Raw genomic sequence first — 24854 nt, forward strand, 5'->3', positions numbered from 1 at the left:
GGAGGGCGGGAGCCGGTCGGTGCGGACGGCGTCCTCGCCGGGTGGCCGCCACGCTAGCCCGGGAGGACCGCGCGGCGACAGCATCGCGGCGGCTCAGCCGCGGCGGACCGGCGGGGGGAACGTCTCGCGGACCGCGGCCATGTCCAGCTCGCGGATCGTGGCGATGAGCAGCTCGACGGAGTCCTCGGGCAGCCAGCCCGGCTCGGCGAACACCGGCACGCCGTCGCGGAACACCATGAGGCTCGGCGCCCGCTGCACCCCGACCGCGGCGGCCAGTGCCGGCTCGGCGGGCAGGTCGACGGCGCGGAAGCGCAGGTCCGGGTGGCGGTCGGCGGCGGCGTCGAAGACCTGGGCGAACGCGCGGCTGGAGCCCGACGCCGCGTCGCGGAAGTCGACCAGCACGATGCCCGCGGCCTGCGTCGCCGCCGCGAAGTCCTCGCCGGAGAGGCGCGTCGTCCCCATGCCGACCTCCCTCCCCCACCGAGTGTGCACCGCCGCCGGCCGGAGGGCTTCCGGACAGCGGTCCGGCGTCCCTACCGTGGGCGCCGTGGACGCCGCCGCTGCGATCGACCCGTCCGTGCCGCCGAGCGGCACGGGGTGCGTGGAGTGCTTGGCCCTCGGCGGGTGGTGGTTCCACCTGCGCCGCTGCGCCGCCTGCGGGCACGTCGGCTGCTGCGACTCCTCGCCCGCGCAGCACGCACAGGGGCACGCCGGCGCGACCGGGCACCCGGTGATCCGCAGCTTCGAGCCCGGTGAGAGCTGGTTCTGGGACTACACCCGGGAGCAGGCCGTCGCCGGGCCCGAGCTCGCCCCGCCGGCGCACCACCCGCTCGACCAGCCCGCCCCCGGGCCGCGCGGGCGGGTACCGGCCGACTGGCGGTCCCGGCTGCACTGAACGACGGCAGGACGGTCCCGACCGCGCTCCCCGTGCCACGGTGGTCCCGTGGACGAGCTGTTCGCCGGAATCGCGGTCGCCGACTTCCCGCGCGCGCTGGAGTGGTACCGGCGGCTGTTCGGGCGCGACCCCGACGTCGTCGCGCACGACCGGGAGGTGCTGTGGCAGGTGTCCGGCACCGGGTGGGTGTTCGTCGTCGAGGACGCCGTGCGCGCCGGCCGCGGCCTGGTCGCCGTCTCGGTGCCGGACCTGGACGGCCTGCTGCGCGACCTGGCGGCGCGGAGCATCCGCAGCGGCCCGGTCACGCGCGAGGGCGAGGACGCGCGCAAGGCGGTCGTCCCCGACCCCGAGGGGAACTCGATCGCGTTCATCGAGGTCGCCGGGGCGTAGGGGCACGGGGACCCCGCCTCCGGCGGCCCTCAGCGGGCGGTGAGGTAGGCGACGACGAGGTCGCCGAGCATCCGGCGCTGCTGGTCGCGCAGCGCGGGGTCGAGCATGTCCCGGCCGAAGAGGGCACGCCACGTGTACCGGTTCGCGGTGCGGTAGATGCAGAAGCCGCTGATCACCTGGTGCACGTCCAGCGCCTCGACGTCGTCCCGGAAGACGCCGGCCTCCCGTCCGCGGGCGAGGATCCGCCCGAGGACGTCCAGGGCGCGGGTGTTGAGGTTGGACAACCGCTCCGAGCGGGCGACGTGCTCGGCGCGGTGGATGTTCTCGATGCTCACCAGCCGGATGAAGTCCGGGTGCGCCTCGTGGTGGTCGAAGGTCAGCCCGGCCAGCGCGCGGATGGCCTCGACCGGGTCGAGGTGCTCGACGTCGAGCTTCTGCTCGAGATCGCGGATCCGGCTGTAGGACCGCTCCAGGACGGCGACGTAGAGCTGCTCCTTGCCGCCGAAGTAGTAGTAGATCATCCGCTTGGTCGTGCTGGTCTTGGCGGCGATCTCGTCGACCCGCGCCCCGGCGTACCCCCGGTCGGCGAACTCCGTGGTCGCCACGTCGAGGATCTCCGCACGGGTGCGCTCGGCGTCGCGCTGACGCGGCGGCTCGGACACGGACCCGAGGGAGGGGACGGACCCGTCGGGCAGCGGGTGGGCGGCGGACGACACGGCTGGGGACCTCTTCACGGCGGGGGACGGACCCCGAGCGTAGGACGGTTCGCCGCGGCGCCCGGCAGGTCCACCGGCCGCCCGGTGGCGGCGGACTCGACGACCGCGGCCAGCACCCGGAGGGTCGCCAGCCCGTCCCGGCCGCTGCACAGCGGCTCGGCCTCCCCCCGGACGACCGCGGCGAAGTGCTCGACCTGCGCGGCCAGCGGGTCCCGGCGCGGCACCTCGACGGTGGCCGTCTCGAACGGCTCCCGCCACGAGGGCGGACCGGTGGAGGTGCGCAGCCGCATCGTGGGGATCGACAACGACCCGGCCGTGCCGGCGAGGTGGTAGCAGTCCTCGTCCGGGTGGCTGGGGTAGCTCGTGTCCTCCCCCGAGGTCTGCTCCCACGAGCGCGGCGAGGCGGCCGCGTCGGAGAGCAGGAAGGTGCCCAGCGCCCCGTTCGCGAAGGTGAGCACCACGGCCGCCGTGTCCTCGACCGGGAGACCGCGGACGGCGTCCGACGTCGTGGCCTGCACCCGGACGACGTCCCCGACGAGCCACCGCAGGCCGTCCACCTCGTGCACCAGGTTGATCAGCACCGGCCCGCCGCCCGGCTGCCGCCGCCAGCCCCCGCCGACGTCGAAGTAGTCGTCGGGCTTGGCGAACAGGGCGGTGCCCACGACGGCGACGAGCCGGCCGAGCACGCCCCCGGCCACGATCTCCCGGGCCCGGGCCAGGAGCGGGCTGTGCCGGCGGTGGTGCCCCACGAGCAGCGGGACGCCGGCCGCCTCGGCCGCTTCCACCAGCCGGGTGGCGGCCGCGACGGTGTCGCCGACGGGCTTCTCGACGAGCGTCGGCACGCCCGCTGCGACGCACGCCAGGCCGCCGTCGACGTGCAGCCGGTTGGGCGTGGCGAGCACCACGCCGTCGGGCCGGTCGCGCTCGAGGAGCTCGGCCAGCGACCGGTACCGGGGGACGCCGTACCGGTCGGCGACGGCGTCCCCGGCGGGGCCGGGGTCGACCACCGCGACCAGTCGCGTCGCCGGGCAGGCGGCGACCTCCCCGGCGTGACGCCGGCCGATCAGGCCGGCGCCGACCACGGCGATCCGCACGCCGGCGGGTGTTGCGGTCACGTCGCCTCCCGGACGTCAGGGAGCCCGTGACCGGGCCGACGGGGGTCGGCCCGGTCACGGGGGGATGGCCCCCTGCAGGGTCCCGCCGCGAGCCTGCGAGTGGCGGGGGGCAGGGGGGCCTTTCTCAGAGCGAGGCGCGGATGCGCTCGTACTCCTCGCGCGGCACCACCGGGGCGTCGTCGCGGCCCAGGTCGTCCATGTGCACCCGGTGGGTCTCCCGGGCCGACCAGGCGGCCGTCGCCGCGATGATCCCGATGCCGAAGGTGATGCTCCCGACGATCAGCGGCACGTTCGACCCACCCGGGGCGACGATCGCGTACAGGGTGGGCAGGAACGCGGTGATCATGGTCCCCAGGTTCTGCGAGACCGCGAAGGCCGTGACGCGGGTCCGAGTCGGGAAGAGCTCCTGGTAGAAGGCCGGGAAGACCGCGTTGTAGCCCTGGTAGACGATGCCCCACATGAGGATGGCGAAGACGAAGGCCAGCGTCACGTTGGCCTGGCTGATCGCGTAGAGGTACGCGAAGGACAGCGCCGTCGAGCCCAGCGCGCCGACGATGATGCACGGCCGCCGGCCGATGCGGTCGGACAGGTTGCCGACGAACGGGATCAGCAGCACGGCCACCACATTGCCCACCACGGAGATCCACAGGTAGGTGGCGGTGTCGAAGCCGATGCCGTAGGCCTCCTCGTTGGTGGCGTAGGTGGCGCCGAACACGGTGGTCGCCACCGGGACGGCGTTCATCAGCGCCATGCAGATCACCCGCAGCATGTCCGGGCCACTCTCCCGGACCGCCTGGACGATCGGGGCCTTGGGCACCTCACCGTGCACGGCCTCCTCCTGGAAGGCCGGGGTCTCGTCGACCCGGCGCCGGATGACGTAGCCGGCGACCACCACGAAGGCGGACAGCAGGAACGGGATGCGCCAGCCCCACGACTCGAACTGGGCCTCCGGGAGCACGGCGGCCAGCGGCAGGAAGATCGCGGCGGCCAGGATCTGGCCGGCCTGCACACCCTGCAGGGTGTAGCTGGCGTAGTAGCCGCGCCGGCCGAAGGGGGCGTGCTCGACGATCATCGCGCTGGCGCCGGAGATCTCCCCGCCCACGGCGAAGCCCTGCACCAGCCGCAGCAGCACCAGCAGCGCCGGGGCGAGCAGGCCCACCTGCTGGTAGGTGGGCAGCAGCGCGACGAGGAACGTGGACACTCCCATCAGCAGCATGCAGAGCACCAGGACGTTCTTGCGTCCGCGGGTGTCACCCCAGTGGCCGAGGGCGAACGCGCCGATCGGCCGGGCGACGTAGCCCACCCCGAAGGTGGCCAGCGAGATGATGATGGCGATCTGCGGATCGGACTCCGGGAAGAAGATCGTCGGGAACACCAGGGCGGCGGCCTGGGCGTAGATGAAGAAGTCGTAGTACTCCAGTGCGCTGCCCATCCAGCCGCTGGCCGCGGCCTTCTTGGGTGTCTTCACGAACTCGTTCGGCTCGTGCGAGCCGGGGGGCTCGACCACTCGGTCGCGCATCGGGTCCTCCTGAGAGGGAAGGGGGTGCGCCGGTGGGCGCGGGACGGCGGTGCTCGGTGCGGAGAGCGAGCGCGGTGACCGGCACCACGACCGCAATGAACTACTTGGTACATTAACGTGGCGCAGAGCACAAGACCCGCCCGCGGACGGTTCGGTGTCGCCGCCGGAGGCTGGTGTCGAGCCGCCGAGTGTGGTCTGCTGCACAGCAACTCACCAATTGGTACATACAGGGGGAGGTGGTCCGGTGACGGACGACGCGCAGGGTTTCCTGGTCGGTCTGGTCGGCAGCGGCATCGGCCCGTCGCTGAGCCCGCCGCTGCACGAGCGGGAGGCCGACGAGCTCGGCCTGCGCTACCTCTACCGGCGGCTGGACCTCGACCGGCTGCAGCTCCCGGCGTCGGCGATCGGCGAGATCCTGGCCGCCGCCCGGCTGGCCGGCTACGACGGGCTCAACGTCACCCACCCCTGCAAGCAGCTGGTGCTCGAGCACCTCGACGAGCTCTCCCCCGACGCCGCCGCCCTGGGTGCGGTGAACACCGTCGTCCTCCGCGACGGCCGGGCGGTCGGGCACAACACCGACTGGTCCGGCTTCGCCCGGGCCTTCGACCGCGGCCTGACCGAGGCGCCGCTGGACCGGGTGGTACTCCTCGGCGCCGGTGGCGCGGGAGCCGCGGTCGCGCACGCGCTGCTCACCCTCGGGACCCGCCGGCTGACCGTCCTCGACGTGGACGGCGCGCGGGCCGGCGAGCTGGCCGCCGCGCTGGTCGGGCGCTTCGGCGACGACCGCGCCGAGGGCGGCGACCTGGGCGCGCTGCCCGCAGCACTCGCCCGCGCCGACGGGCTGGTGCACGCCACGCCCACCGGCATGGCCGCCCACCCCGGCCTGCCGCTGGACGCCGGCCTGCTGCGACCGCAGGTGTGGGTGGCCGACATCGTCTACCGGCCGCTGGAGACCGCGCTGGTCCGCACCGCGCGCGAGCTGGGCTGCCGAGTGCTCGACGGCGGCGGCATGGCGGTGTTCCAGGCCGTGGACGCCTTCCGGCTGTTCACCGGCGTCGAACCGGACGCCGAGCGGATGCTGGCCCACTTCACCACGCTGGTCGGCGACGTCCGTGTCGACTGAGGAAGGACCCCCTGCCCCCCGCCACTCGCACGCTCGCGGCGGGACCCTGCAGGGGGCCGCCCGCGCCCCTCACCGGGCGATCGCGACCGTCTGCCTGTCCGGCACGCTCGAGGACAAGATCACCGCGGCGGCCGCCGCCGGGTTCGACGGCATCGAGGTGTTCGAGCCGGACCTGGTCGCCTCCCCCTGGTCCCCTGCCGAGCTGGCCGCCCGCTGCGCGGACCTCGGCCTGTCGATCGACCTCTACCAGCCCTTCCGCGACCTGGACTCCACCGACCCCGACCGCTTCGCCCGGAACCTCCGCCGTGCCGAGCGCAAGTTCGACGTGATGGCCGCGCTCGGCGTCGACACCGTCCTGGTCTGCTCCTCCGTCTCGCCGGACGCCGTGGCCGACGCCGACCGGCTGGCCGGGCAGCTGGCCACCGCCGCCGCCCGCGCCGGCGAGCGCGGGCTGCGGATCGCCTACGAGGCGCTGGCCTGGGGCCGGCACGTCTCGACCTGGGAGCGGTCGTGGGACGCCGTCCGCCGCGCGGGCTCCCCCGCCCTCGGGCTGTGCCTGGACAGCTTCCACGTGCTCTCGCGCGGCGGGGACCCGGCCGGCTTCGCCGCCGTCCCCGGGGAGAAGCTGTTCTTCCTGCAGCTGGCCGACGCGCCGCGGCTGGCCATGGACGTGCTGCAGTGGAGCCGGCACCACCGCCTCTTCCCCGGGCAGGGCACCTTCGACCTGCCCGGCTTCGTCGCCGCCGTGCTGGCCACCGGCTACACCGGGCCGCTGTCGCTGGAGGTCTTCAACGACGTCTACCGGCAGGCCGACCCGACCCGGACGGCGGTGGACGCGATGCGCTCGCTGCAGTGGCTGGGGGAGGCGCTCGCGCTGCGCGACCCGGCGTCCGGCCCGACCCCGCCCCCGGCCGCGCCGGCGCTGTCGGGCTGGTCGTTCACCGAGCTCGGCGTCGACGGGGTCTCCGGGCCACGGGCTGCCGAGGTGCTCGCCGCGCTCGGCTTCACCCACACCGGCCAGCACCGCTCCAAGCCGGTGCAGCTGTGGGAGCAGGGTGGCGCGCGGGTGCTGCTCAACGCCTCGGTGGTCCGCCCGGCCGCGACCGGCGTCGCCTCGGTCGCCGCGCTCGGCCTCGAGAGCGCCGACCCCGGCCGCTCGGCCGCCCGGGCCGAGGCGATGAGCGCGCCGGTCCTCCCCCGCACCCGCGGCGCCGCGGAGGCGGAGCTCTCCGCCGTCGCCGCGCCCGACGGGACGCAGGTCTTCTTCACCCGCACCGTGCCCGACGGCTGGCCGGCCGACTTCCTGCCCACCGGGGAGCCGGCCCGGCCGGGGACGGGGATCACCGCCGTCGACCACGTGGGGCTGACCCAGCCGTTCGACTCCTTCGACGAGGCGGGGCTGTTCTACCGCGCGGTGCTGGGCCTGGAGCCGCAGGAGGTCACCGAGCTCGCCGCCCCCTTCGGGCTGGTGCGCACCCGCGCGGTCACCGACCCGGGCCGCGCCGTGCGACTGGCCCTGTCGGCCGCGACGCTGCGCCGCGGCGACTGGGCACCCGGCGTCCCCGAGCCGCAGTACGTCGCGCTGACCACCGCCGACCTGGTCGACACCGCGGCGCGGCTGCGCGCGGCCGGCGCCCCGCTGCTGCCGCTGCCGGCCAACTACGCCGACGACCTCGAGGCCCGCTTCGACCTGCCCGCCGACGTGCTGGCCGCGGTTCGGCAGCACGGCCTGATGTACGAGGAGGACGGCGCCGGCGGGTACCTGCACCTGGCGACCGAGGTGCTCGGCGACCGGGTGTTCTTCGAGGTCGTGCAGCGCCTGGGCGGCTACGACGGCTACGGCACCGCGGACGCGCCGGTGCGGATGTCCGCCCACCGCCGCCGGCGCCAGGCGGCCGTCGTCCCGACCGCCCTGGACTGACGGAGCACCCCCTCCTCCTCACCCCTCGCCAGCTCGGGGCGGTGCCCTGGAGGGGCCACGCCGCACGCCTGCACGTGGCCGGGTCAGGGGTCGCCGGCCGCCCGCAGGTGGGTGTCGAGGAAGCGCAGGATCCGCGCCCAGGCGTCCTCGGCCGACGGGTGGTGGTGGCTGAGACCGGCCACCTGCTCCAGGACGGCGAAGGGCCCGCTGTCGTGCCGGTTCATGAACGAGTGCCCGGCGTCGGGGTACTCCCGGACGTCATGCGGGACGCCGTGCTCGGTCAGCACCCGCTCCAGCCGCTGCGCCGCCCCGCGGAGGGCGCGGTCGCGGCGGCCGTAGCTGGCCACCACCGGGCAGGCGCCGGCCAGCACCCGCTCGGCGTCCCGCGGCAGCATGCCGTAGTTCGGCGCGGCCACGTCGAAGCCGCGGGTGGCCGCGAGCAGCGCGAACCCGCCGCCCATGCAGAAGCCGACGACCCCGACGCGGCCGGTGCAGTCCGCGCGCCCGGCCAGCCAGCCGCGGGCGGCCTCCAGGTCACCGAAGGCCGGGCCCTCCTGGCGGAACAGGTCGCCGAAGGTGCGCGTCAGGCAGCGGAGCGCACCGCCGGCGCTGAACAGGTCGGGGGCGAGCGCGAGGTAGCCGGCGACGGCGAGCCGGTCGGCCTGCGCGCGGGTGTCGTCGTTGAGCCCGAACGCCTCGTGCACCACCACCACGCCCGGCCACGGCCCCTCCCCCACCGGCGGGACGGCGAGGTGGGCGCGCAGGCCGGGCGCGCTGGCACCGCCGGGGACGGTCGTCTCGGGCACGGGCGGCTCCCGTCGTCGGCCGGGTCGGGTCCCCGGACGCTACCCAGCCCCACCGGACCCTGCAGGGGTCCTTCCCTCAGCCGACCAGCCCTCGTGCGCGGCGACGGGGCGTGCAGGCCGAAGCGGTTGACCAGCACCCGGTCGAAGGAGGTCGGGGTGCCGCCGCGCTGCACGTGGCCGAGCACGGTGGTGCGCACCTCCTTGCCGGTGCGCGCCTCCAGCTCCTGGCCGAGCTCGGTGCCACGCGGGCCGAGCCCAGCGTCGTCCCGCCGCGGGTGAGCAGGCCGTCGACGGCGGCGACGTCGAGCGGCGTCGTCCGGTCCTCGAGCAGGCCGCGCCAACCGTCGGACGCGGCGCGGGCCCCGGCGTCCGGGGCTACGCCGGGTCGCCCTCCTCGGCGGCGGTCCCCAACGTCCCGTCGTCGGCGGCGCCGGACGGGTCGGCGAGGGCGGCGAGCTGGTCCCGGGCGGCCTGCGCCACCCGCGGCGGCACCCCCAGGTCGCGCAGCTGCTCGGCCGCGGCGGCCATCTCCGCGGACCGGCGGCGGGCGTGCTGGCGGGAGCCGGCGAGGAACACCTCGACGTCGGCGGCCGCGAAGCGGTCCAGCTCCGCGGCGATGTCGGCGCGCAGCCAGTCGGCGACCCCGGCCGCCTCGGCACCCTCCACCGCCTCGACCACGGCGGCGGCCACGCCCTTCCAGAAGACGCTGCGCAGCAGCTTGCGCGAGATCGCCGCGCCCGGCGGTCCCTCGAGCAGGTCCACGGTCACGCCGAACCCGGCCAATACCTGTGCGTACGCGCGGGCGCCGTCGCCGGAGACGAGCATCGGCGTGCGCAAGCCCCGCCCGGGGACCAGGGCCAGCAGCGCCACGTCGGCCACCAGCACGCCCCGGCCGGCGACGGTCGCGGCCAAGGCGCGCTTGACGGCGGGGGCAGCGGTGTTGAGGTCGGCCCAGACGGTGCCCGGGCTCAGGCCGGGAAGTGCGTTGTGCAGCGCCACCGGGGCGTCGGCGGCGCTGTTCACGCTGAGCACCAGGTCGGCGTCGGCCACCGCAGCGGCCTCGTCGGCACGCGGCAGCACCCCGGGCGGCGCGGCCACCCGCGGGTCGTACCCACGGACGTCGGCGCCGGCGGCGACCAGGTCACGGGCGATCTCCGACCCGGCCTCCCCGAGTCCCAGCAGCGCGATCGCCGGCGGTCGGTCCACGCTCGTCCTCCCCCACCCGGCCCGCGACGGGCCGCCCACGGCACTGTAGGCGGGGCGCTCAGCCGCGGCCGTCGTCCTCGAGGGCGAAGAGCACCGAGATGCCGGCCAGGTCGAGCACCGTGCGAAACCGCGGGGACGCCGACCGGAGCACCGCCGGGCGCCCCTCGCGCGCCGCCGCCTGGGCCCAGCGCACCAGCATCGACAGCCCGGTCGAGTCGATGTAGCCGACCGAGGCGACCTGCACCGCCACGAGCTCGCGCTCGTCGAGGCCCGCCGCGCGCATCTGCTGCACCAGGGGCTCGTCGACGTCGCCGACCAGGTGCAGCACCGGCCCGGCGTCCTCGTGCGCCACCCGGAAGGACCCGCTGGGCGGCTCGGACCCGGGGCTCAGGCGGTGCACGTGCCCACTGTGGCGGCGGCCGCCCGGGGCGGCGACGAGCCGGTGCCGGAGGTCGTCACTGCACCGGTGCGTCCGGCGGGGGCAGCCGGACGCTGCGGGCCTCCTCCACCGCCGCCACGCCGGCCACCCGCAGCGCGGTCAGCGGCTGTCCGGCGGGCAGCTGCCCGGTGATCAGGCCGAGGCCGTCGAGCACCTGCTCCACCTGCAGGCCGCGCTCGCGCAGCGTGTCGGCGACCGCGCCGACGCCGGTGAGGTGCGCGTCGTCGACGGTCACGATCACGGCGGTCACGGGGGGACCGTAGCGCCGTCCGCCACGGACGGCTGCGGTCCTCACCGCGGCGCGAGCGGGATCCCCGCGCCCACGTCGGCCGACGGGGCGGTCAGCCGCCGGGCCGCCCGGGTCAGCGCCCACCACAGGTCGCGGCCGCGCGCGCCGCTCTCCTCGGCCCAGAGCGCGGCGAGGCCGGCGACGTGCGGGGTCGCCATGCTCGTCCCGCTGATCGTGTCGTACCGGTCCGGCAGCGGCCAGGAGGAGTACACGTCCACGCCGGGGGCGGCCAGGTCGACCTGTCCACCGGAGACGTCGGTGCTGCGCGCGGAGAAACCGGCGACCGCGAGGGACGGGTCGAGCGCGCCGACGGCCAGGATGTCGGGGCTGTTGGCCGGGACGCCGACGAAGCCGGGGTCGCCGTTCTCCCGGTCGGCGTTGTTGCCCGCGGCCGCGACGATGAGTGACCCCTGGTCGAGGGCCCGGCGGCCGGCCGCCGTGTAGGCCGGGCTGGGTTCGGCCACGTCGGCGCCCAGCGACATCGAGATCACCTGACACCCGTTGCGCACCGCCCACGCGATGCCGGCGAGGATCTCGGCGTCTGTGCCCGAGCCCTCGTCGCTGAGCACCTTGCCGACGAAGACCTCCGCGTCCGGGGCGACGCCGTAGCCGCGGGACCCCTCGGGGGCGCGCGGGCCGCAGGCGGTGCCGACGCAGTGCGTGCCGTGGCCGTGCCCGTCCCGCGGGGACTGGCCGGCGACGAACGAGGTGGCGGTGAGCGCCCGCTCGGCGAGGTCGGGGTGCGCGGTGTCGACGCCGGTGTCGAGGACCGCCACCCGGATCCCACGGCCGGTGCGCGGCGAGGCCGGGACGCCGGTGGCCTGCAGGCCCCAGGTGTACTGCGGGGTGTCGACGTAGGGCGGGGTGGCCGGCGCGGCGGTGTCCCCGGGCAGGGCGAGCAGCCGCCCGGTGAGGTCGGCGACGGCGTCCCGGTAGCCGGCGAGGTACCCCTCGGGGACCTCCGGCAGCACGTGGTGCACCAGCTCCGGCGTCACGGCCAGCACCGACCTGTCACCGGCGAGCCGCTGCGGGTCGACCGCCGCGACGGCCAGGCCCAGCCCGGGGAAGACGACCGCCTCGGCCTGCTGCAGCACCCGGGCGTCGGCGTCCCCCGGCTCGACGTCGCGGGAGTCGGCGACGTCGGACAGCCCGGTCAGCCGGCGCAGCGTGGCCGCGCCGTCCTGGTCCGGGTCGGCGAAGACCACCACCGAGCGGCCGGTCGTCGCGGTTCCCGGGGGGACGCCGATCCGCGCCCGTCGCGGGTCCCTCCCGGCCGTCGGTCGTCCGATCACGGCTGCCTCCTCGTCCGGTGATGGCCGCGCGGGACCTCCCCGTGCCGGGCGCCATCGTGACCCGCCGCCACCGTATCCGCACCCTCAGCAGCGACCGACCCCGAGGCCCCGGCCTCCCTGCAGGAACAAGGACCCGGTCCTCCTCACCGCCCGCAAGCCCGCGGCGAGCCTCTGGACGGAGCCTGGCGCGAGCTCGCGAGGGATGGGGGGATGCGGGGTCCTTCTTCAGTGGCCGCGGAACGCCTCCGCGAGCCACCACGACGGCTCGTCCGCGGCCACCTTGGCATCGACCAGCAGCGGCGCGTTCCGCGGCCCGGCCACCCACTCGGCCACCCCGGCCAGGTCCCCGGGCGCCCGCACGGTGACCGCCGCGAACCCGTGACCCCGGGCCAGCGCAGCGAAGTCGGTCTCCGGGAAGCGGACGGTGTCCAGCGGGTGCCCGTCCGGACCGAAGTGGTGCACCTCGGCCCCGTACGCCGCGTCGTCGTAGACCACGACCACCATGGGCAGCCGCAGCCGCACGACGGTCTCCAGTTCCGACGCCCCCATCAGCGCGCCGCCGTCGCCCACCGCGACCACCGGTAGCCGGTCCGGCCGGGCCAGTGCGGCGCCGATCCCCGTCGCCAGCCCGAGCCCGACGGACTGGAAGGCCTGGGTGAAGCAGAACCCGAACTCGTCGGGGACGTCGAGGAATGCGCTCGGCCAGCCCATGAAGTTGCCCGAGTCGACGGCGACCACCCGCTCGGCCGGCAGCAGGTCGTCGAGCGCGATGGTCAGCGTGCGCGGGTCGATCCGGTCCGGCCCGCCCGAGGGGGTGAACGGCACGTCGCGCCAGCGCACCCGCGCGGCGATCGCCGCCCGCAGGTCGGGGCTGCGGTACCCGGGGCCGACCCCCTCGCCCAGAACGGCCGCCGCGGCCTCCGCCGTCCGCCGGACGTCGCCGACCACCCCCACGGCGACGTCGCGGTGCAGGCCGATCGCGGACGGGTCGTCGTCGACCTGTGCGACCACCGCCCCCTCGGCGATCAGCCGGCCGTGCCGCGTCGTCCACATGTTCAACGCGCACCCCCAGCCGACCACCAGATCGGCGTCGCCGATGAGCTCGGCGGCCAACGGAGAGGCGAAGCCGCCGGAGACGTCCAGCGACCAGGGACTGCCGCGGAACAGACCCCGGGCCACCGCGGACGTGGCCAGCAGCGCGCCGCACCGGTCGGCCAGCGCCTCCAGCGCCGCGCGGGCACCGGGCCCCCGGGCGCCACGGCCGGCCACGAACACCGGGCGGCGGGCGGACCGGAGGGCGGTCACCAGGCGCTCGACCTCCGCGGGGCCGGGCACCACGGGGGGCGGCGCCGGGACCTCCGGCGGGCGCGCGGGCAGGGCCAGCTCCGCGGCCTGGACGTCCAGCGGGAGGTTGAGCAGCACCGTGCGCCGGCCGTGGACGGCGGTGGCGAGGGCGGCGGCCACCCGGTCCAGCGCCCCGGCCGCCGAGGCGACCCGCATCGGGACGGCGCCGACGGCGGTGGCCAGCGCCGCCTGGTCGACGGCGAAGTTCGACCGCGGCGACGTGGCCTCGGCGGCCAGCACGACGAGCGGCGTCCGGCTCTTCGCCGCCTCGGTGATGCCGGTGAGCGCGTTGGTCAGCCCGCAGCCCTGGTGGAGCGTGAGCGCGGTCGGACGGCCGCTCATCCGGGCGTGCGCGTCGGCGATCGTCGCCGCGCCGCCCTCGTGGCGGGCGGCGACGAACCGGGCTCCGGCGGCGACCATGGCGTTGGTGACGGCGAAGTTGCCCGAGCCGACGACGCCGACGACCGTGTCGACGCCGCAGCCGACCAGCGCGGTGCCGACCGCCTCCGCGACGGTGGTGCGGCCCGTCATCCCCGCTCGACCAGGGCCAGCACCCGGGCCGGGGACCCCGAACCGGAGACGATCGGCAGCGGCGCGGTCACCAGCACCGCCCCCGTCGGCGGCAGCAGCGCCAGGTTCTGCAGCTGGGTGAGCCCGTACTTGCCGCTGCCCATGAGCGCGGCGTGGCAGGGGAACGGCGGGTCGAAGGAGTGCGCGGTGCCGGCGTCGGTGCCGACCGTCTCGACGCCCAGCCCGACCACCGGCGCCTTCTCGGCCAGCCAGCGGGCGCACTCGGGCGAGATGCCGGGCGTGTGCGGGCCGGTGTCGTCGGCGTTGAGGAACTCCTCCTGCGATCCGCTGCGGCCGTCCCACCCGGTGCGGTAGAGCAGCCACCCGTCCTCGGGCAGGGGTCCGTGCTCGGCCTCCCACGCCCGCACGTGGTCGACCTCGAGCAGGAAGTCCGGGTCGGCCGCCGCCTCGGCGGAGCAGTCGAGGACGGCGGCCGGCGCCATCAGCCGGGAGGCCGGGACGGAGGCGACGTCATCGCCGTCCGCGCCGGTGACCCAGTGGTTGGGTGCGTCGAAGTGCGTGCCGGTGTGTTCACCGGTCCGGAAGTTGTTCCAGTACCAGGCCGGCCCGCGGTCGTCGTACCGGCTGAGCTCCTCCAGTTCGAAGCGCGCCGTCTGCGCGAATTGGGGCGGGAGTGCGATGACCGGCGTCTCCGCCGACAGCGGGGCGGTGAGGTCGACGACCTCGATGGTCCCGCCGGCCAGTGCGGCGGCGAACGCGGACAGGGTCGACATGGGCGTGGCCTCCACGGGCTCGGGGTACGGCCCGCCGAGCATGCCGCACGCTCCGGTCAGCCGCCGTCCTGCGCGGAGCAGCGGACGGCGACGATCGCGACGTCGTCCTCCGGCCGGTGCCCGACGATCCGCTCGATCAGCTCGTCGCAGAGCCCGTCGGCCGGGAGCCCGGCGAGCTCGCGGACGGCGGCGAGCAGCCGCTCGGTGCCCTCGTCGATGCCCGTGCGGCCCTGCTCGACCAGGCCGTCGGTGTAGAAGAGCAGCGTGTCGCCGGCCTGGACCTCGGCGACCGCGTCGGTGCGGGGCCGGGTCGACTCGGCGCCGAGCAGCGTCTGCGGGTGGGCCTGCAGCAGCTCCACCCGGCCCTCGCGGCGCAGCAGCAGCGGCGGCAGGTGCCCGGCCGAGGACCAGCGCAGCACCCGCCGCCCGCTGCCGGCGAGCTCCGGCGGCTGCTCGAGACGGGCGATCAGCGCGGTGGCCAAGGTGCCGATCCGCAGGCCGGTGAGCGCGGCGTCGACGCGGGTGAGCACCCCCGCCGGCTCCTCGTTCCGGTCGTAGGCGATGCCGCGCAGGATGCTGCGCACCTGCCCCATGGCCGCGGCCGCGTCGACGTTGTGGCCGACGACGTCGCCGATGACCAGCAGCGTCGCGCCGTCGGGTTGCTGGAAGGCGTCGTACCAGTCGCCGCCGACGTGCAGGGTGCTCGACGCCGGCAGGTAGCGGACGGCGATCTCGAGGTCGTCGGGCTGCGGCGGCGGGGTGAGCAGGCTGCGCTGCAGGGTCTCGGCGACGGCGAGCTGGCGGCCGTAGAGCCGGGCGTTGTCGATGGCCAGCGAGGCGCGGCGGGCCACCTCCACCGCCGTGGCGATCTCCATCTCGCTGTGCGGCGGCCGGGCCGATCCGTTGACCAGGCCGAGGACGCCGAAGGTCTCCGCCCGCGCCCGCAGCGGGACGACGGTGATCGACCCGACGTCCAGCCGCTCCCAGGCCGCGCGGACCTCCTCGCTGCCCCCGAACGCCGGCTCCACGATCGCCGGGTCGATGACCGGCAGGTGGATCGGCTCGCCGGTGGTCAACGCGGTCGCCATCGGGTTGTCGTCGGCGGCGGTGCGCACCCGCTCGCCGAAGTAGAGGTCCAGGTCCGCCGTCCGGGCCGGGTCGCGGTGCGCCCAGCGCTCGTCGGCGACTCCGCCGTCGTCCCGGGTCACGCTGACGACGGCCCAGTCGCACAGCCGGGGGACGACGAGGTCGATGAGCGTGGCCACCGACTCGCGCGGGTCCAGCGTGCTGACCATCGACTCGCTGACCTCGGCGAGGAAGCGCAGCCGGTCGTCCTCGCCCGAGCCGGTCGCGACGTCGGCCGGACCCTCGGGCGCCGGGCCGGTGCTGGGCCGCAGCGAGACGTGCAGCCGGTCGCCGGCCCGGTGCGCGGTCGCGTCGAGCCAGCTGCCGACGGGCGGGTAGTAGCCGCGCCAGGTCACCCGGCCGCCGACGCTGCGCGCGTGCAGCAGGAAGCTGTGGAAGATCGTGCCGGCCAGCTCGGGCAGCGCGATCCAGATGTTGCGGCCGGTCAGCTCCTCGCGCCGGCGGCCGAGCAGGTCGGCCGTGGCCTGGTCCACAGACACCAGCGTCCAGTGTCCGTCGAAGACCGCGACGCCGGGCGGCGCTCCGATACCCGACGGGGACCCCGGGACGACCGCCGCGGACGCTGCCGCATCGCTCACGTCGCCCCGGCCTCCGGTCGCCCCGCAACTGTCGTTGACGAACGGAATCTACGCCAGCCCCCACGGTCCTCCCCGGAGCGCCGCGGGGTCAGCCGAGGCGCTCGGCCAGGTGCACGGTGACCTCCTCGCCGGCCTCCTTGCCGATCCTCCGGCGGACGTCGGCGGCCACCGGCAGCTTGTGCGTGCCATCGCCGAGGGCCATGAAGGAGCTGCGGAACGGGTGGCCGTCGATGGTGCCGCGGACCCTGACCAGCCCGCGGGTCCCGAAGAACTCCGCGGAGCCGGGCATCTGCACGTAGGTCCAGCCGCCGGGGGCGGAGCTGCGGACCAGGGTGGCGGTGAACGCGGTGTCCAGCGGGCCGGTGCGCTGCGGCGGGCTGCCGGGGAGGCGTGGCGTGGTGGTCATGCCCCTCCGACCGTGCGGGCTGCCGCAACTCATCGGCGGCACGCCCGACCCGCCCCCGCGGCCGGGGCGCGGGGCCGGGAAGGATGCCGAGGTGCGCGGGGAGACTCTGTTGCTGCTGGTCCTGGGCGCGGTCGCGGTCATCGTGGCGGTGCGCTGGGTGGCCGACCGCACCGGCCTGCCGGCGGCCGCGCTGGTGACGCTGACCGGCATCGCCTACGCCTACCTGCCCGAGCCGCACGTCGTGCTCGACCCGAGCTGGTGCGCGCGCTGGGCCTGCGCGCCGACGAGGCCGACCAGGCCCGGCTGCGCAACGAGGCGCGGGCGGCGTCGGTGGAGGCCGGGCTGCGGCGGCGGGACGAGCTGGCCGCCGAGCAGCACGACGACGTCGACGACGACGCCATCGAGGGCATCCGGGCGCAGCTGCAGGGGCGGCTGGACCGCTACCGGCGCCGGCTGGACGTGCTGCAGGGCGCCGAGCGCGGCGAGGTGCCGATGTCACCGGAGTACGAGGCGGCCCTGCGGGTGCGCCGCGCGGTGCTCGACGCCCAGCGGGAGGAGCTGCTGCACCGGCGCGACGTGGGCCGGCTGCCCGACGAGGGGCTGCGCCGGCTCGAGCGCGAGCTCGATCACGAGGAGGGCCGGCTGCCGGCCCGCCGCTAACCGACCGGCAGCCCGGCGAGCCCCGCGACCAGGCCCAGCAGCGCGCAGACGCCGAGGGTCCGCAGCACCGACCAGCGCAGCCGGAACAGCAGCACCGCCGCGATGAGCGCGATCGCCAGCGGCACCGGCCGCAGCGTCGTCGGGTCGGGCAGCTCCAGGTGCAGCGGACCGCGGTCGACGTCGAGGGTGCCGGAGAACAGTGTGTGGACGGCGAAGTAGACGCCCAGGTTCGCGATCACGCCGACCACCGCCGCGGTGATGCCCGTCAGCGCCGACGACAGCAACCGGTTGCCTCGCAGCCGCTCCATGTAGGGCGCACCCAGCAGCACGAACAGGAAGCTCGGCACGAAGGTCACCCAGGTGACCAGCAGCGAGGCCAGGACGGCGGCGGACCACGGGTCGAGGGCGCCGGGGTCGCGGTAGGCGCCGAGGAAGGCGACGAACTGCACGACCATGATCAGCGGCCCGGGCGTGGTCTCGGCCAGCGCCAGGCCGCGCACCATCTCGCGCGGCTGCAACCAGCCGTAGACCTGCACCGCCTGCTGGGCCACGTAGGCCAGCACCGCGTAGGCGCCGCCGAAGGTGACCACCGCGGCGCCGGAGAAGAACAGCCCCTGCTGGGTGAACACGCTGTCGGCGCCGGTCAGCAGCGCGACCGCGGCCACCGGCACGCCCCACACCAGCAGCCCGACGAGCAGCACCCGCAGCGTCCGGCGCGCGGTCGGCGGCTCGGCGTGCAGGACGTCGTCGCTGATGACCGGCGGCGGGCCGTCGTCCCCCGCGGCGGCCGCCTTCTGCGGCAGCGCGGCGGGGCGCCAGCGGCCGAGAGCCCAGCCGGCGACGCCGGCCAGCGCCACCACCACCGGGAACGGGACGCCGAAGAGCGCCAGTGCCAGAAACGCCGCGACGGCGATCGCGACCAGCGCCCGGCTGTTCAGCGCCCGCTTCGCGACCCGCTGCACGGCCTGGGCGACGATCGCCAGCACCGCGGGGGCGAGCCCGGCGAACACCGCGAGGACGGCGGTGGTGGTCCCGAAGGCGACGTAGACCGCCGACAGCACGAGCAGCGCGACGACGCCCGGCAGCACGAACAGACCGCCGGCGACCAGCCCGCCGCGGGTCCCGTGCAGCAGCCAGCCGACGTAGGTGGCCAGCTGCTGGGCCTCGGGGCCGGGCAGCAGCATGCAGTAGTTCATGGCGTGCAGGAACCGGCGCTGGCCGATCCAGCGGTGCTCGTCGACGAGCGTGCGCTGCATGACCGCAATCTGCCCGGCCGGGCCGCCGAAGGTCTGCAGCGAGATGAGGAACCAGGCCCGCACCGCGGTGCGGAAGGGCACGACCGTCTGCTCGTGCGGCCGGGCGGGGGTGTCGGCGTCCACGGGTGTCCTCGCGGGGGTCAGGCCGGCTCGCGGCCGAGCAGCAGGCGGCGGCGGTGGTACTCGTACAGCGCGTCGAACAGCGGGCCGGAGACGGCGAGGGTGTGCTCGTCGGTGCCGGTCATCGACAGCCCGCGCAGCAGGACGTCGAGCCCCGGAGCCTCCGGCGCGTCGAAGCGGCCGTCGTCGAGGTCGGCCTCGTGCACGGCCTCGGCGACCCGCCAGAGCACCGGGTCGGTGAGCTCGTGGCGGCGCAGGATCGTCTCGAAGCTGCAGTCGCCGCCGACGTGGCCGAGCTCCACTCCGCGCATGTCGAACGGTGTGGCGTCGGCGGGCACGTCGGCCGGGTCGGCGACGAAGACGAACTCCGCCTCCGGGTCGAGGAAGCGGCGGATCAGCCAGGCGCAGGCGGCGCGGTCGATGTGCACGCCCGCGCGGGTTGCCCACCTCACCGCGCCACCTCCTCGGCCGCGGCGGTCCCACCCAGCGCGCGCAGCGCCCGGGCGGCGTCCTCCCGCTCCGCCGGCGGGAAGAAGTCACGCCGGCCGATCGCCCGGTGCTCGGTGCGCAGCCGGCGCAGCGCGCGCGACCGCTCGGCCGGCCCGGCGGCGACCGCGGCGGCGCACTCCTCGGCCAGCGCGCGGTACTCCGCGGCCCGCGCGGCGGCCATCCCGGCGGCCAGCTCGCGCTCCTGCGCCGTGGTCGCCGGCCGCGCCACCCACAGCCCCGCCGTGCCGCCGGCGGCGAGGACGTCGTCGGCCAGCCACTCCAGCGACTCGCGGGTGCGGGCGTCGGCCGGGAGCGCCACCAGCCCGTCGGCGAGCTGGGCCACGCCCAGCCGGCGCAGCCGCCGCCACAGCGTCGTCCGCGGGCCCGAGGGCTCGCGCGGCAACCGGTAGGACAGCAGCACCCACTCCCCGGTCGCACCCACGCGCAGATGCAACCACGGTTGCAGCGGTCCCGTCCAGGGCGCCGGTCAGGACGGCGTGCTGCGGGCCGCCCGCGAGCGGAAGTCGCCACGGCCGGTGTCGCCCTTCCAGTCCGCGAAGGACTCCCCCGTCAGCTCCTCGAGCAGCTCGATGTCGGGCAGCAGCGGCTCGAGCACCTCACGGCGGACCCCGACCGGCATCGGCGGCCGCGGGGCCCGCCCGGCGTGCAGGGACGCGAGCAGCGGGCGGCTCACCTGCCGCCACACCTGCGGCGGCGCGTACGCGCCCAGCGCCCCGCCGGCGCGGACGGCCCGCGACAGCGCGCGGTACCGCGCGGTGTCGGCGACGTACGGCTTCACGTTCTCCGGCGGGACGGCGTGCGCGACGCCGGGCGCTACGCCGAGGAAGGCGCTGACCCGGTCGAGGGTCTCCCGCGGGCTGTCGACCACCTGCCGGTAGCGCAGCAGCAGGACCCGCTCCCGGGGCACGTGCCGGTACAGGTCGCGCAGCTGCTCCCCGTAGCGGCCCAGCCCGCGGTAGTGCCAGAACGGCGCCCAGCCGTCGGCGACCCGCCGCTCCTCCTGCCGCACCGCGGTCGGGAAGTCCCCCTCGGGTTCCAGCCCGTCGGCGCGCAGGTGCACCCAGTTCGACCAGGCCCGGTCCACCGGGTCCCGGACGACCGCGACGACCCGGACGCCCGGGACGTCGGCGGCCAGCCGCGCCTGGGCGGCGCGGTCGTACAGGTAGAACGGCGTGCTCTCGCCGCGGACGGCCGCCTCCGGCGCGGCGGCGAACAGCGCGAGGTAGGCCTCCCGCCGCCAGATCCACTCGCGGGCGCTGTGCGCGTCGCCGGGGCCGCGCTGCCGCGACCGCGGCGGCCGGCCGTCGGTCAGGTAGAACTTCGGCTCCTTGACCGGCGACAGGTACAGGCCGGGGTGGGTGGCCAGGGCGGCGTGCAGCGCCGTCGTCCCGGCCTTGGGCGCGCCGGCGATGACGAACTGGGGCAGGCGTCCGGTCACGGGGCGGGTCCTCCTCGGTGGTGTGCAGACTGGACGGCGTCCCCTCCGGTCGACCGTGGAGCCGCCGCGTGCCCAGCCACCCCGCCCCGACGTCCCCGGTGCGCCCGCCGGCGCCCGACCGGTTCTGGGCCGGCGCCGAGGTGGTGCTGGAGCCGGAGGACCCGCGGCCCGGCTCCTGGGCCGGCGGCCCGTCGGTGCAGCTGGTCGACGGGACGTGGTGGCTGGCCGCCCGGCTGCGCCGGCCGGTCGGCGAGGGCCGCGGGTTCGCCAACGTGGTCTCGCGGTCGGACGACGGCGTGCGGTTCACCCCGGTGGTCGCCGTCGGCAAGGACCGGTTCGGTGCCGAGTCGCTCGAGCGCCCGGCCCTCGTGCACACGCCCGGAGGGCGCTGGCGGCTGTACGTCAGCTGCGCGACGCCGGGCACGAAGCACTGGCGGGTCGACCTGCTGGAGGCCGACGACGTCGAGGGGCTGGCGACGGCCGAGCCGCGGACCGTGCTGCCGGGCAGCGACCGCGTGGCGGTCAAGGACCCGGTCGTGCGCCACGACGGCCGGCAGTGGCACCTCTGGGCCTCGGTGCACCCGCTCGACGACCCGGGGGCCACCGACCGGATGACCACCGAGCACGCCACCAGCCCCGACGGGGTCGACTGGACCTGGCAGGGCACCGCGCTGGCCGGCACGCCCGGGAGCTGGGACGCCCGCGGGGTCCGGTTCGCGACCGTGGTCCTGAACGGCGACCGGATCTGGGCGCTCTACGACGGGCGCGCCACGGCCGGGGAGAACTGGGAGGAGCGCACCGGGCTGGCCGCGGCCGACGACGACGGCCGGTTCACCGCGGCGGCGGGCGGCCCGCTGCTGCAGAGCCCGCACCCACCCCACGGGCTGCGCTACGCCGACGTGGTGGCCCTGCCCGGGCGCGGTGCCCGCTGGTTCTACGAGGCCACCCGGGCCGACGGCGCGCACGAGCTGCGCACGGTGCTGCTCGACGGCTGACCGCGGCACGCAGCGCTCCTCCTGTCGGGGGCCCGGCGTGCGGGGCCCGCGCTTGCCGGTGCCGGTCGGCGCCCGCCAGGTCGTCACCCGGGGCACCCCGTCGCGGAGGAGGGTTGCCGGCCAGCGAGCCGGGGCTCGTCGCTGGCGCTCGTGACCCGGCGGGAGCGTGACACGCCGTCTCTATTCCCGTCAAATCCGATCGACGTGGTAAGGATTCGTCCGTGCCCGCAGCCCCGACCACTTCTGCCGCGCTGCCGCGGCTGGTCCGGCGCGCGCACGTCGACCTCGGCCGGGTCTGGTCCGCCGCCTGTCGCTGACGGCGTCCCCGTCCGCCCGGCTGCCGACCCGCGCGACCGGACCCCGACCTCCCGAGGAGACCCGTCGTATCCCGATCCCTGCTGTCCCCTGCCTGGCTGCGGCCGGCCCGCGCGGCCGACTCCCGCACCGGCTCGGCCGCGCTCGCCGCCGCCGGCGCCTTCGCCATCGTCCGGGGCACACTGTCCGAGGCCGTGGGTGCCCGGGAGGGTGCCACCGGGCTCACCGCCGGCCGAGTGCGCTACTTCGGCCCGCACCGCGTGCACCGGGTCACCAACCGCGGCGTCGAGCCGGCGGTGAGCGTGCACGTCTACACCCCGCGGCTCACGGTGATGCACACCTACCGCGTCGAAGGGCGGGTGCTGGTGCGCATCGGCACCGAGCGCGCCGGCGTCGACTGGTGAAGGACCCACAGACTAAGGGTGGGGCGGACGGGGTCCTTCTTCAGCTGACGCGGACGGCCGAGACGTCGAACTCGATCTGGATGCGGTCGCTGACCAGCACGCCGCCGGTGTCCAGCGGGGTGTTCCAGGTCAGGCCCCAGTCACTGCGCTTGATCGCCAGCGCGCCCTCGAAGCCGACCCGGGTGTTGCCGAACGGGTCCTTCGCCGAGCCGGTCAGCGTGAACTCGACCGACACCGGCCGGGTGGTGTCCCGGATGGTCAGGTCCCCGGTGACCTCGTAGGTCTCCGCGTCGACCTGCTCCACGTCGGTGGAGGTGAAGACGATCTCGGGGAAGGTCTCGACGTCGAGGAAGTCCGCCGAGCGCAGGTGCGCGTCGCGGTCGGCGGTGCCGGTGTCGATGCTCGCCGTCCGGATGCGCAGCGACACCGAGCTCGCCGCCGGGTCCGCGACGTCGAGGTGCGCGGTCCCGCTGAAGTCGGTGAACGACCCGCGGACGGTGGTCACCATGGCGTGCCGGGCCCGGATCCCGATGCGGGTGTGCGCGACGTCGACCTCGTAGTCCCCGGTGACGTCGACGAGCGCGCTGGTGGCGGCGTCGAAGTCGGTGGGGTCCGCGTCAGGTGCCCGGTGCTTGCCCACGGTGGCCCTCCTTCCCCCTGTGCGCGCTCCATCCTGGCTGATCGGGTCGGGCGCCAGCACGCCAGGGTCCGCACCGGGCGGTTGCGCAGGTCGGGCGGCCGAGCGGCCGCGCGGGCGGCGGGCCGGCTCAGCTGCGCCGCTGCAGCACGAAGTCGTAGCGCGCCTCCAACCACGGCCGGTCCAGCGTGCCGCCGTCGGGGGTCGGTCCGGGCGCCCGCTCCTCGAACTCGACCACCAGCTCGGCCTTGGTGCCGAAGACGACGTCGCTGTCGAGGTACTCGGCCCCCGCCTGGAACAGGTGAGTGATCAGCGGCTCGAAACCGGGGACGGCGAGCAGGAAGTGCACGTGCGCCGGGCGGAAGTGGCTGATCCCCGTCCGCGAGATCAACTCGCCGACCGGGCCGTCCATCGGGATCGTGTAGCCCAGCGGCGCGACGGTGCGCAGGCAGTAGCCGCCGTCGTCCCGGGTCGTGTACTTGCCGCGCAGCCGGGCCTCGTCGACGTCGGCGTACTGCGACTCGTACAGGCCCTCGTTGTCGGCCTGCCAGACGTCGAGCACGGCTCCGGGGACCGGCGCGCCGTCGAGGTCGCGCACCGTGCCGTGGACGTAGAGCGGGGTCCCGGGCAGGCCCTGGGACATCTCCGCGCCGTACCCGAGCTCCGGTGAGCCCTCGATGTGGAACGGCCCGAGCACGGTCGCCGGGGTCGCCCGCGGGTCGAGCCGGTGGTTCATCTGGACGACGAGCATCGACAGCCCGAGGACGTCGGAGGCCAGGATGAACTCCTCCCGCTTCTCGTCGCTGACCTGCCCGGTGCGGGTGAGCCACCGCACCGCCGCCATCCACTCCGCCTCGGTCAGCCGGACCTCCCGGGCGAAGTCGTGCAGGTGCCGCACCAGGGCGGTCATCAGCTCGGCCAGCCGCGGGTCCGCCGCGGTGGCCCAGCGGTCGACGGCGAGCGCGGTGATGTTGTCCTCGGTGACCAGCTGCACGGCTGCCTCCTCGCAGACGGTGCGGCCGGCGTGCGCCGGCCGCGGGAGAGGGTGGGTCAGGGTGTCAGGACGAGGCGCGCACCGACGTCCCCGGCCGCCTGGCGGGCCCAGGCGGCGGCGACGTCGGAGAGCGCGCACGTCTCGGCCGCGACGGCCAGTCGGCCGGCGGCGGCGTGCCCGGCCACGGCGGTCAGCGCCTGCGCCCGCTGCTCGGCGGTCAGCGCGTTGTTGGTGTAGCCGAGCACCTCGGCACTGCGGCTGCGCAGCACCGAGGAGGAGAAGGTGGCCTCGTCACCGGAGGCGCCACCCAGGTTGACCAGCCGGCCGGCGGGTGCCAGGACGCGCGACGCCGCGGTGGCCGCCGCGCCGAAGACGGGGTCGACGACCAGGTCGGCCGCGCCGCCGCACGCCTCGGCGAGCCGCGCGGCGAGCACGTCGACGTCCTCCGACAGGGGCACCACCTCGTCGGCCCCGGCGCGGCGCGCCCGCGCCTGCGCCTCCTCCGACCGGCAGACCGCCACCACCCGGCCGGCGCCGAGCAGCGTTGCCGCGCCGACCGCCGCCTGGCCGACCGCGCCGCCGCCGCCGAGGACGACGACCCGCTCGCCCGGCCGCAGCCGGCCGCGCCAGGAGAGTGCCATCCAGGCGGCGACGGCCGACAGGCCCAGCGCGGCGAGCGCCACGTCGGGCACCCCGGCCTCGAGCGGGACCACGTCGGCGTCGGCCACCGAGCACCGCTCGGCCAGGCTGCCGTCGCCGGGGGCCATGCCGGCCGTGGTCGCGAACCACACGCGGGAGCCGGGCGCGTGGACGGCCGAGTGCTGGACCACGCCCACCCCCTGCACGCCGGGCACGTACGGGGTCGCGGGGCGGCCGAGGTAGGACGTCCCGGAGGCGCAGAGCAGGTCCAGCGGCACCACCGGGGCGGCGGTCACCCGCACCAGCGTCCGGCCCGCCCCCGGCTGCGGGTCGGGGTGCGGGTCGAACACCGGCGGCTGCCCCGGGGTGTGCAGGACGGCGGCGCGCATGGGACGGG

General features: G+C 76.2%; 27 protein-coding genes and 1 riboswitch. Of the genes, 7 read left to right on the plus strand and 20 right to left on the minus strand.

The window, feature by feature from the left end:
* Positions 1-93: 93 nt before the first annotated feature.
* Positions 94-462 carry a thioredoxin family protein gene (locus BLW63_RS01405; protein WP_091150663.1) on the minus strand — a complete coding sequence of 123 codons (369 nt, stop codon included), beginning with the start codon at positions 460-462 and terminating at the stop codon, positions 94-96.
* A gap of 85 nt (positions 463-547) precedes the next feature.
* On the opposite strand from BLW63_RS01405, the gene BLW63_RS01410 reads away from it, so the two are divergent.
* Together BLW63_RS01410 and BLW63_RS01415 are read left to right on the plus strand one after the other, a co-directional pair.
* Positions 548-895, plus strand: coding sequence for a UBP-type zinc finger domain-containing protein (locus BLW63_RS01410; RefSeq protein ID WP_211516961.1), 348 nt, complete (start codon positions 548-550; stop codon positions 893-895).
* Positions 896-943: 48 nt separating this feature from the next.
* Positions 944-1285, plus strand: coding sequence for a VOC family protein (locus BLW63_RS01415; protein WP_091150667.1), 342 nt, complete (start codon positions 944-946; stop codon positions 1283-1285).
* 29 nt (positions 1286-1314) lie between these two features.
* Here BLW63_RS01415 and BLW63_RS01420 read toward each other — a convergent pair whose 3' ends face one another.
* The 3 genes from BLW63_RS01420 to BLW63_RS01430 all read right to left on the minus strand — a co-directional run bounded on the left by BLW63_RS01420 (position 1315) and on the right by BLW63_RS01430 (position 4635).
* Positions 1315-1947: a TetR/AcrR family transcriptional regulator gene (locus BLW63_RS01420; RefSeq protein ID WP_091151165.1), complete on the minus strand. Its 633-nt coding sequence runs from the start codon at positions 1945-1947 to the stop codon at positions 1315-1317.
* A 68-nt stretch (positions 1948-2015) separates the two neighbouring features.
* On the minus strand, positions 2016-3116 hold the full coding sequence (locus BLW63_RS01425; protein ID WP_091150669.1) for a Gfo/Idh/MocA family protein: 1101 nt from the start codon (positions 3114-3116) through the stop codon (positions 2016-2018).
* Positions 3117-3240: 124 nt separating this feature from the next.
* Positions 3241-4635 (minus strand): MFS transporter, encoded by a 1395-nt coding sequence (locus BLW63_RS01430; protein ID WP_091150671.1) that lies wholly within the window; start codon positions 4633-4635, stop codon positions 3241-3243.
* A gap of 244 nt (positions 4636-4879) precedes the next feature.
* Between BLW63_RS01430 and BLW63_RS01435 the strand changes: the two genes are divergently transcribed.
* Together BLW63_RS01435 and BLW63_RS01440 are read left to right on the plus strand one after the other, a co-directional pair.
* A complete protein-coding gene (locus tag BLW63_RS01435) occupies positions 4880-5758 on the plus strand; it encodes a shikimate dehydrogenase (RefSeq protein ID WP_091150673.1) in 879 nt (292 codons plus the stop codon).
* On the plus strand, positions 5748-7679 hold the full coding sequence (locus BLW63_RS01440; protein WP_244522279.1) for a bifunctional sugar phosphate isomerase/epimerase/4-hydroxyphenylpyruvate dioxygenase family protein: 1932 nt from the start codon (positions 5748-5750) through the stop codon (positions 7677-7679). The genes BLW63_RS01435 and BLW63_RS01440 overlap by 11 nt, the downstream gene beginning before the upstream one ends.
* A gap of 83 nt (positions 7680-7762) precedes the next feature.
* On the opposite strand, the gene BLW63_RS01445 is transcribed toward BLW63_RS01440, so the two are convergent.
* The 9 genes from BLW63_RS01445 to BLW63_RS01490 form a co-directional block, all read right to left on the minus strand.
* A complete protein-coding gene (locus tag BLW63_RS01445; RefSeq protein WP_091150675.1) occupies positions 7763-8485 on the minus strand; it encodes a dienelactone hydrolase family protein in 723 nt (240 codons plus the stop codon).
* Positions 8486-8860: 375 nt separating this feature from the next.
* Positions 8861-9691 carry an NAD(P)-dependent oxidoreductase gene (locus BLW63_RS01455; RefSeq protein WP_091150677.1) on the minus strand — a complete coding sequence of 277 codons (831 nt, stop codon included), beginning with the start codon at positions 9689-9691 and terminating at the stop codon, positions 8861-8863.
* Between the two features lie 58 nt (positions 9692-9749).
* The gene (locus BLW63_RS01460) at positions 9750-10091 is read right to left on the minus strand and encodes an STAS domain-containing protein (protein ID WP_139263452.1); all 342 of its coding nucleotides are present in this window, start codon (positions 10089-10091) and stop codon (positions 9750-9752) included.
* A 55-nt stretch (positions 10092-10146) separates the two neighbouring features.
* Complete coding sequence (locus BLW63_RS01465) at positions 10147-10380, minus strand: hypothetical protein (protein WP_091150681.1); 234 nt, start codon at positions 10378-10380, stop codon at positions 10147-10149.
* Between the two features lie 41 nt (positions 10381-10421).
* Positions 10422-11711 carry a S8 family serine peptidase gene (locus BLW63_RS01470; protein WP_091150683.1) on the minus strand — a complete coding sequence of 430 codons (1290 nt, stop codon included), beginning with the start codon at positions 11709-11711 and terminating at the stop codon, positions 10422-10424.
* 225 nt (positions 11712-11936) lie between these two features.
* Entirely contained in the window at positions 11937-13586 is a 1650-nt protein-coding gene (locus BLW63_RS01475) for a thiamine pyrophosphate-binding protein (protein ID WP_091150685.1), read from the minus strand.
* Positions 13583-14359, minus strand: a complete 777-nt coding sequence (locus tag BLW63_RS01480) for a cyclase family protein (protein WP_091151169.1) — start codon at positions 14357-14359, stop codon at positions 13583-13585. The genes BLW63_RS01475 and BLW63_RS01480 overlap by 4 nt, the downstream gene beginning before the upstream one ends.
* 56 nt (positions 14360-14415) lie before the next feature.
* Positions 14416-16083 (minus strand): SpoIIE family protein phosphatase, encoded by a 1668-nt coding sequence (locus BLW63_RS01485; protein WP_091150687.1) that lies wholly within the window; start codon positions 16081-16083, stop codon positions 14416-14418.
* Between the two features lie 88 nt (positions 16084-16171).
* Positions 16172-16489, minus strand: a complete 318-nt coding sequence (locus BLW63_RS01490; protein WP_091150689.1) for a DUF1905 domain-containing protein — start codon at positions 16487-16489, stop codon at positions 16172-16174.
* Positions 16490-16747: 258 nt separating this feature from the next.
* Between BLW63_RS01490 and BLW63_RS01495 the strand changes: the two genes are divergently transcribed.
* A complete protein-coding gene (locus BLW63_RS01495; RefSeq protein ID WP_211516962.1) occupies positions 16748-17149 on the plus strand; it encodes a hypothetical protein in 402 nt (133 codons plus the stop codon).
* Here BLW63_RS01495 and chrA read toward each other — a convergent pair.
* Genes chrA through BLW63_RS01515 form a run of 4 tightly spaced genes read right to left on the minus strand, consistent with a single transcriptional unit; the run spans position 17146 to position 20473 of the window.
* The gene (chrA, locus tag BLW63_RS01500; protein ID WP_091150690.1) at positions 17146-18528 is read right to left on the minus strand and encodes a chromate efflux transporter; all 1383 of its coding nucleotides are present in this window, start codon (positions 18526-18528) and stop codon (positions 17146-17148) included. The genes BLW63_RS01495 and chrA overlap by 4 nt on opposite strands.
* Before the next feature lie 17 nt (positions 18529-18545).
* The gene (locus tag BLW63_RS01505; RefSeq protein WP_091150693.1) at positions 18546-18977 is read right to left on the minus strand and encodes a chromate resistance protein ChrB domain-containing protein; all 432 of its coding nucleotides are present in this window, start codon (positions 18975-18977) and stop codon (positions 18546-18548) included.
* Positions 18974-19456: a Chromate resistance protein ChrB gene (locus BLW63_RS01510; RefSeq protein ID WP_244522280.1), complete on the minus strand. Its 483-nt coding sequence runs from the start codon at positions 19454-19456 to the stop codon at positions 18974-18976. Before BLW63_RS01510 ends, BLW63_RS01505 begins: the two co-directional genes overlap by 4 nt.
* A gap of 45 nt (positions 19457-19501) precedes the next feature.
* Positions 19502-20473, minus strand: a complete 972-nt coding sequence (locus BLW63_RS01515) for a sulfotransferase (RefSeq protein ID WP_091150695.1) — start codon at positions 20471-20473, stop codon at positions 19502-19504.
* A gap of 68 nt (positions 20474-20541) precedes the next feature.
* Between BLW63_RS01515 and BLW63_RS01520 the strand changes: the two genes are divergently transcribed.
* Entirely contained in the window at positions 20542-21468 is a 927-nt protein-coding gene (locus tag BLW63_RS01520; protein WP_091150698.1) for a hypothetical protein, read from the plus strand.
* Between the two features lie 43 nt (positions 21469-21511).
* Positions 21512-21624: riboswitch (SAM riboswitch) on the minus strand.
* A 326-nt stretch (positions 21625-21950) separates the two neighbouring features.
* Positions 21951-22187 carry a cupin domain-containing protein gene (locus BLW63_RS27240; RefSeq protein ID WP_280140477.1) on the plus strand — a complete coding sequence of 79 codons (237 nt, stop codon included), beginning with the start codon at positions 21951-21953 and terminating at the stop codon, positions 22185-22187.
* A 40-nt stretch (positions 22188-22227) separates the two neighbouring features.
* Here the strand turns inward: BLW63_RS27240 and BLW63_RS01530 are convergent, their stop codons facing one another.
* From BLW63_RS01530 to BLW63_RS01540, 3 genes are all read right to left on the minus strand, one after another.
* Entirely contained in the window at positions 22228-22827 is a 600-nt protein-coding gene (locus BLW63_RS01530; RefSeq protein WP_091150703.1) for a YceI family protein, read from the minus strand.
* A gap of 127 nt (positions 22828-22954) precedes the next feature.
* Positions 22955-23818, minus strand: coding sequence for a dioxygenase family protein (locus BLW63_RS01535; protein ID WP_091150705.1), 864 nt, complete (start codon positions 23816-23818; stop codon positions 22955-22957).
* A gap of 56 nt (positions 23819-23874) precedes the next feature.
* On the minus strand, positions 23875-24846 hold the full coding sequence (locus BLW63_RS01540) for a quinone oxidoreductase family protein (protein ID WP_091150707.1): 972 nt from the start codon (positions 24844-24846) through the stop codon (positions 23875-23877).
* Positions 24847-24854: the final 8 nt, after the last annotated feature.

The organism is Geodermatophilus africanus, assembly GCF_900107105.1.
In the GTDB taxonomy this organism is placed as follows: Bacteria; Actinomycetota; Actinomycetes; order Mycobacteriales; family Geodermatophilaceae; genus Geodermatophilus; species Geodermatophilus africanus.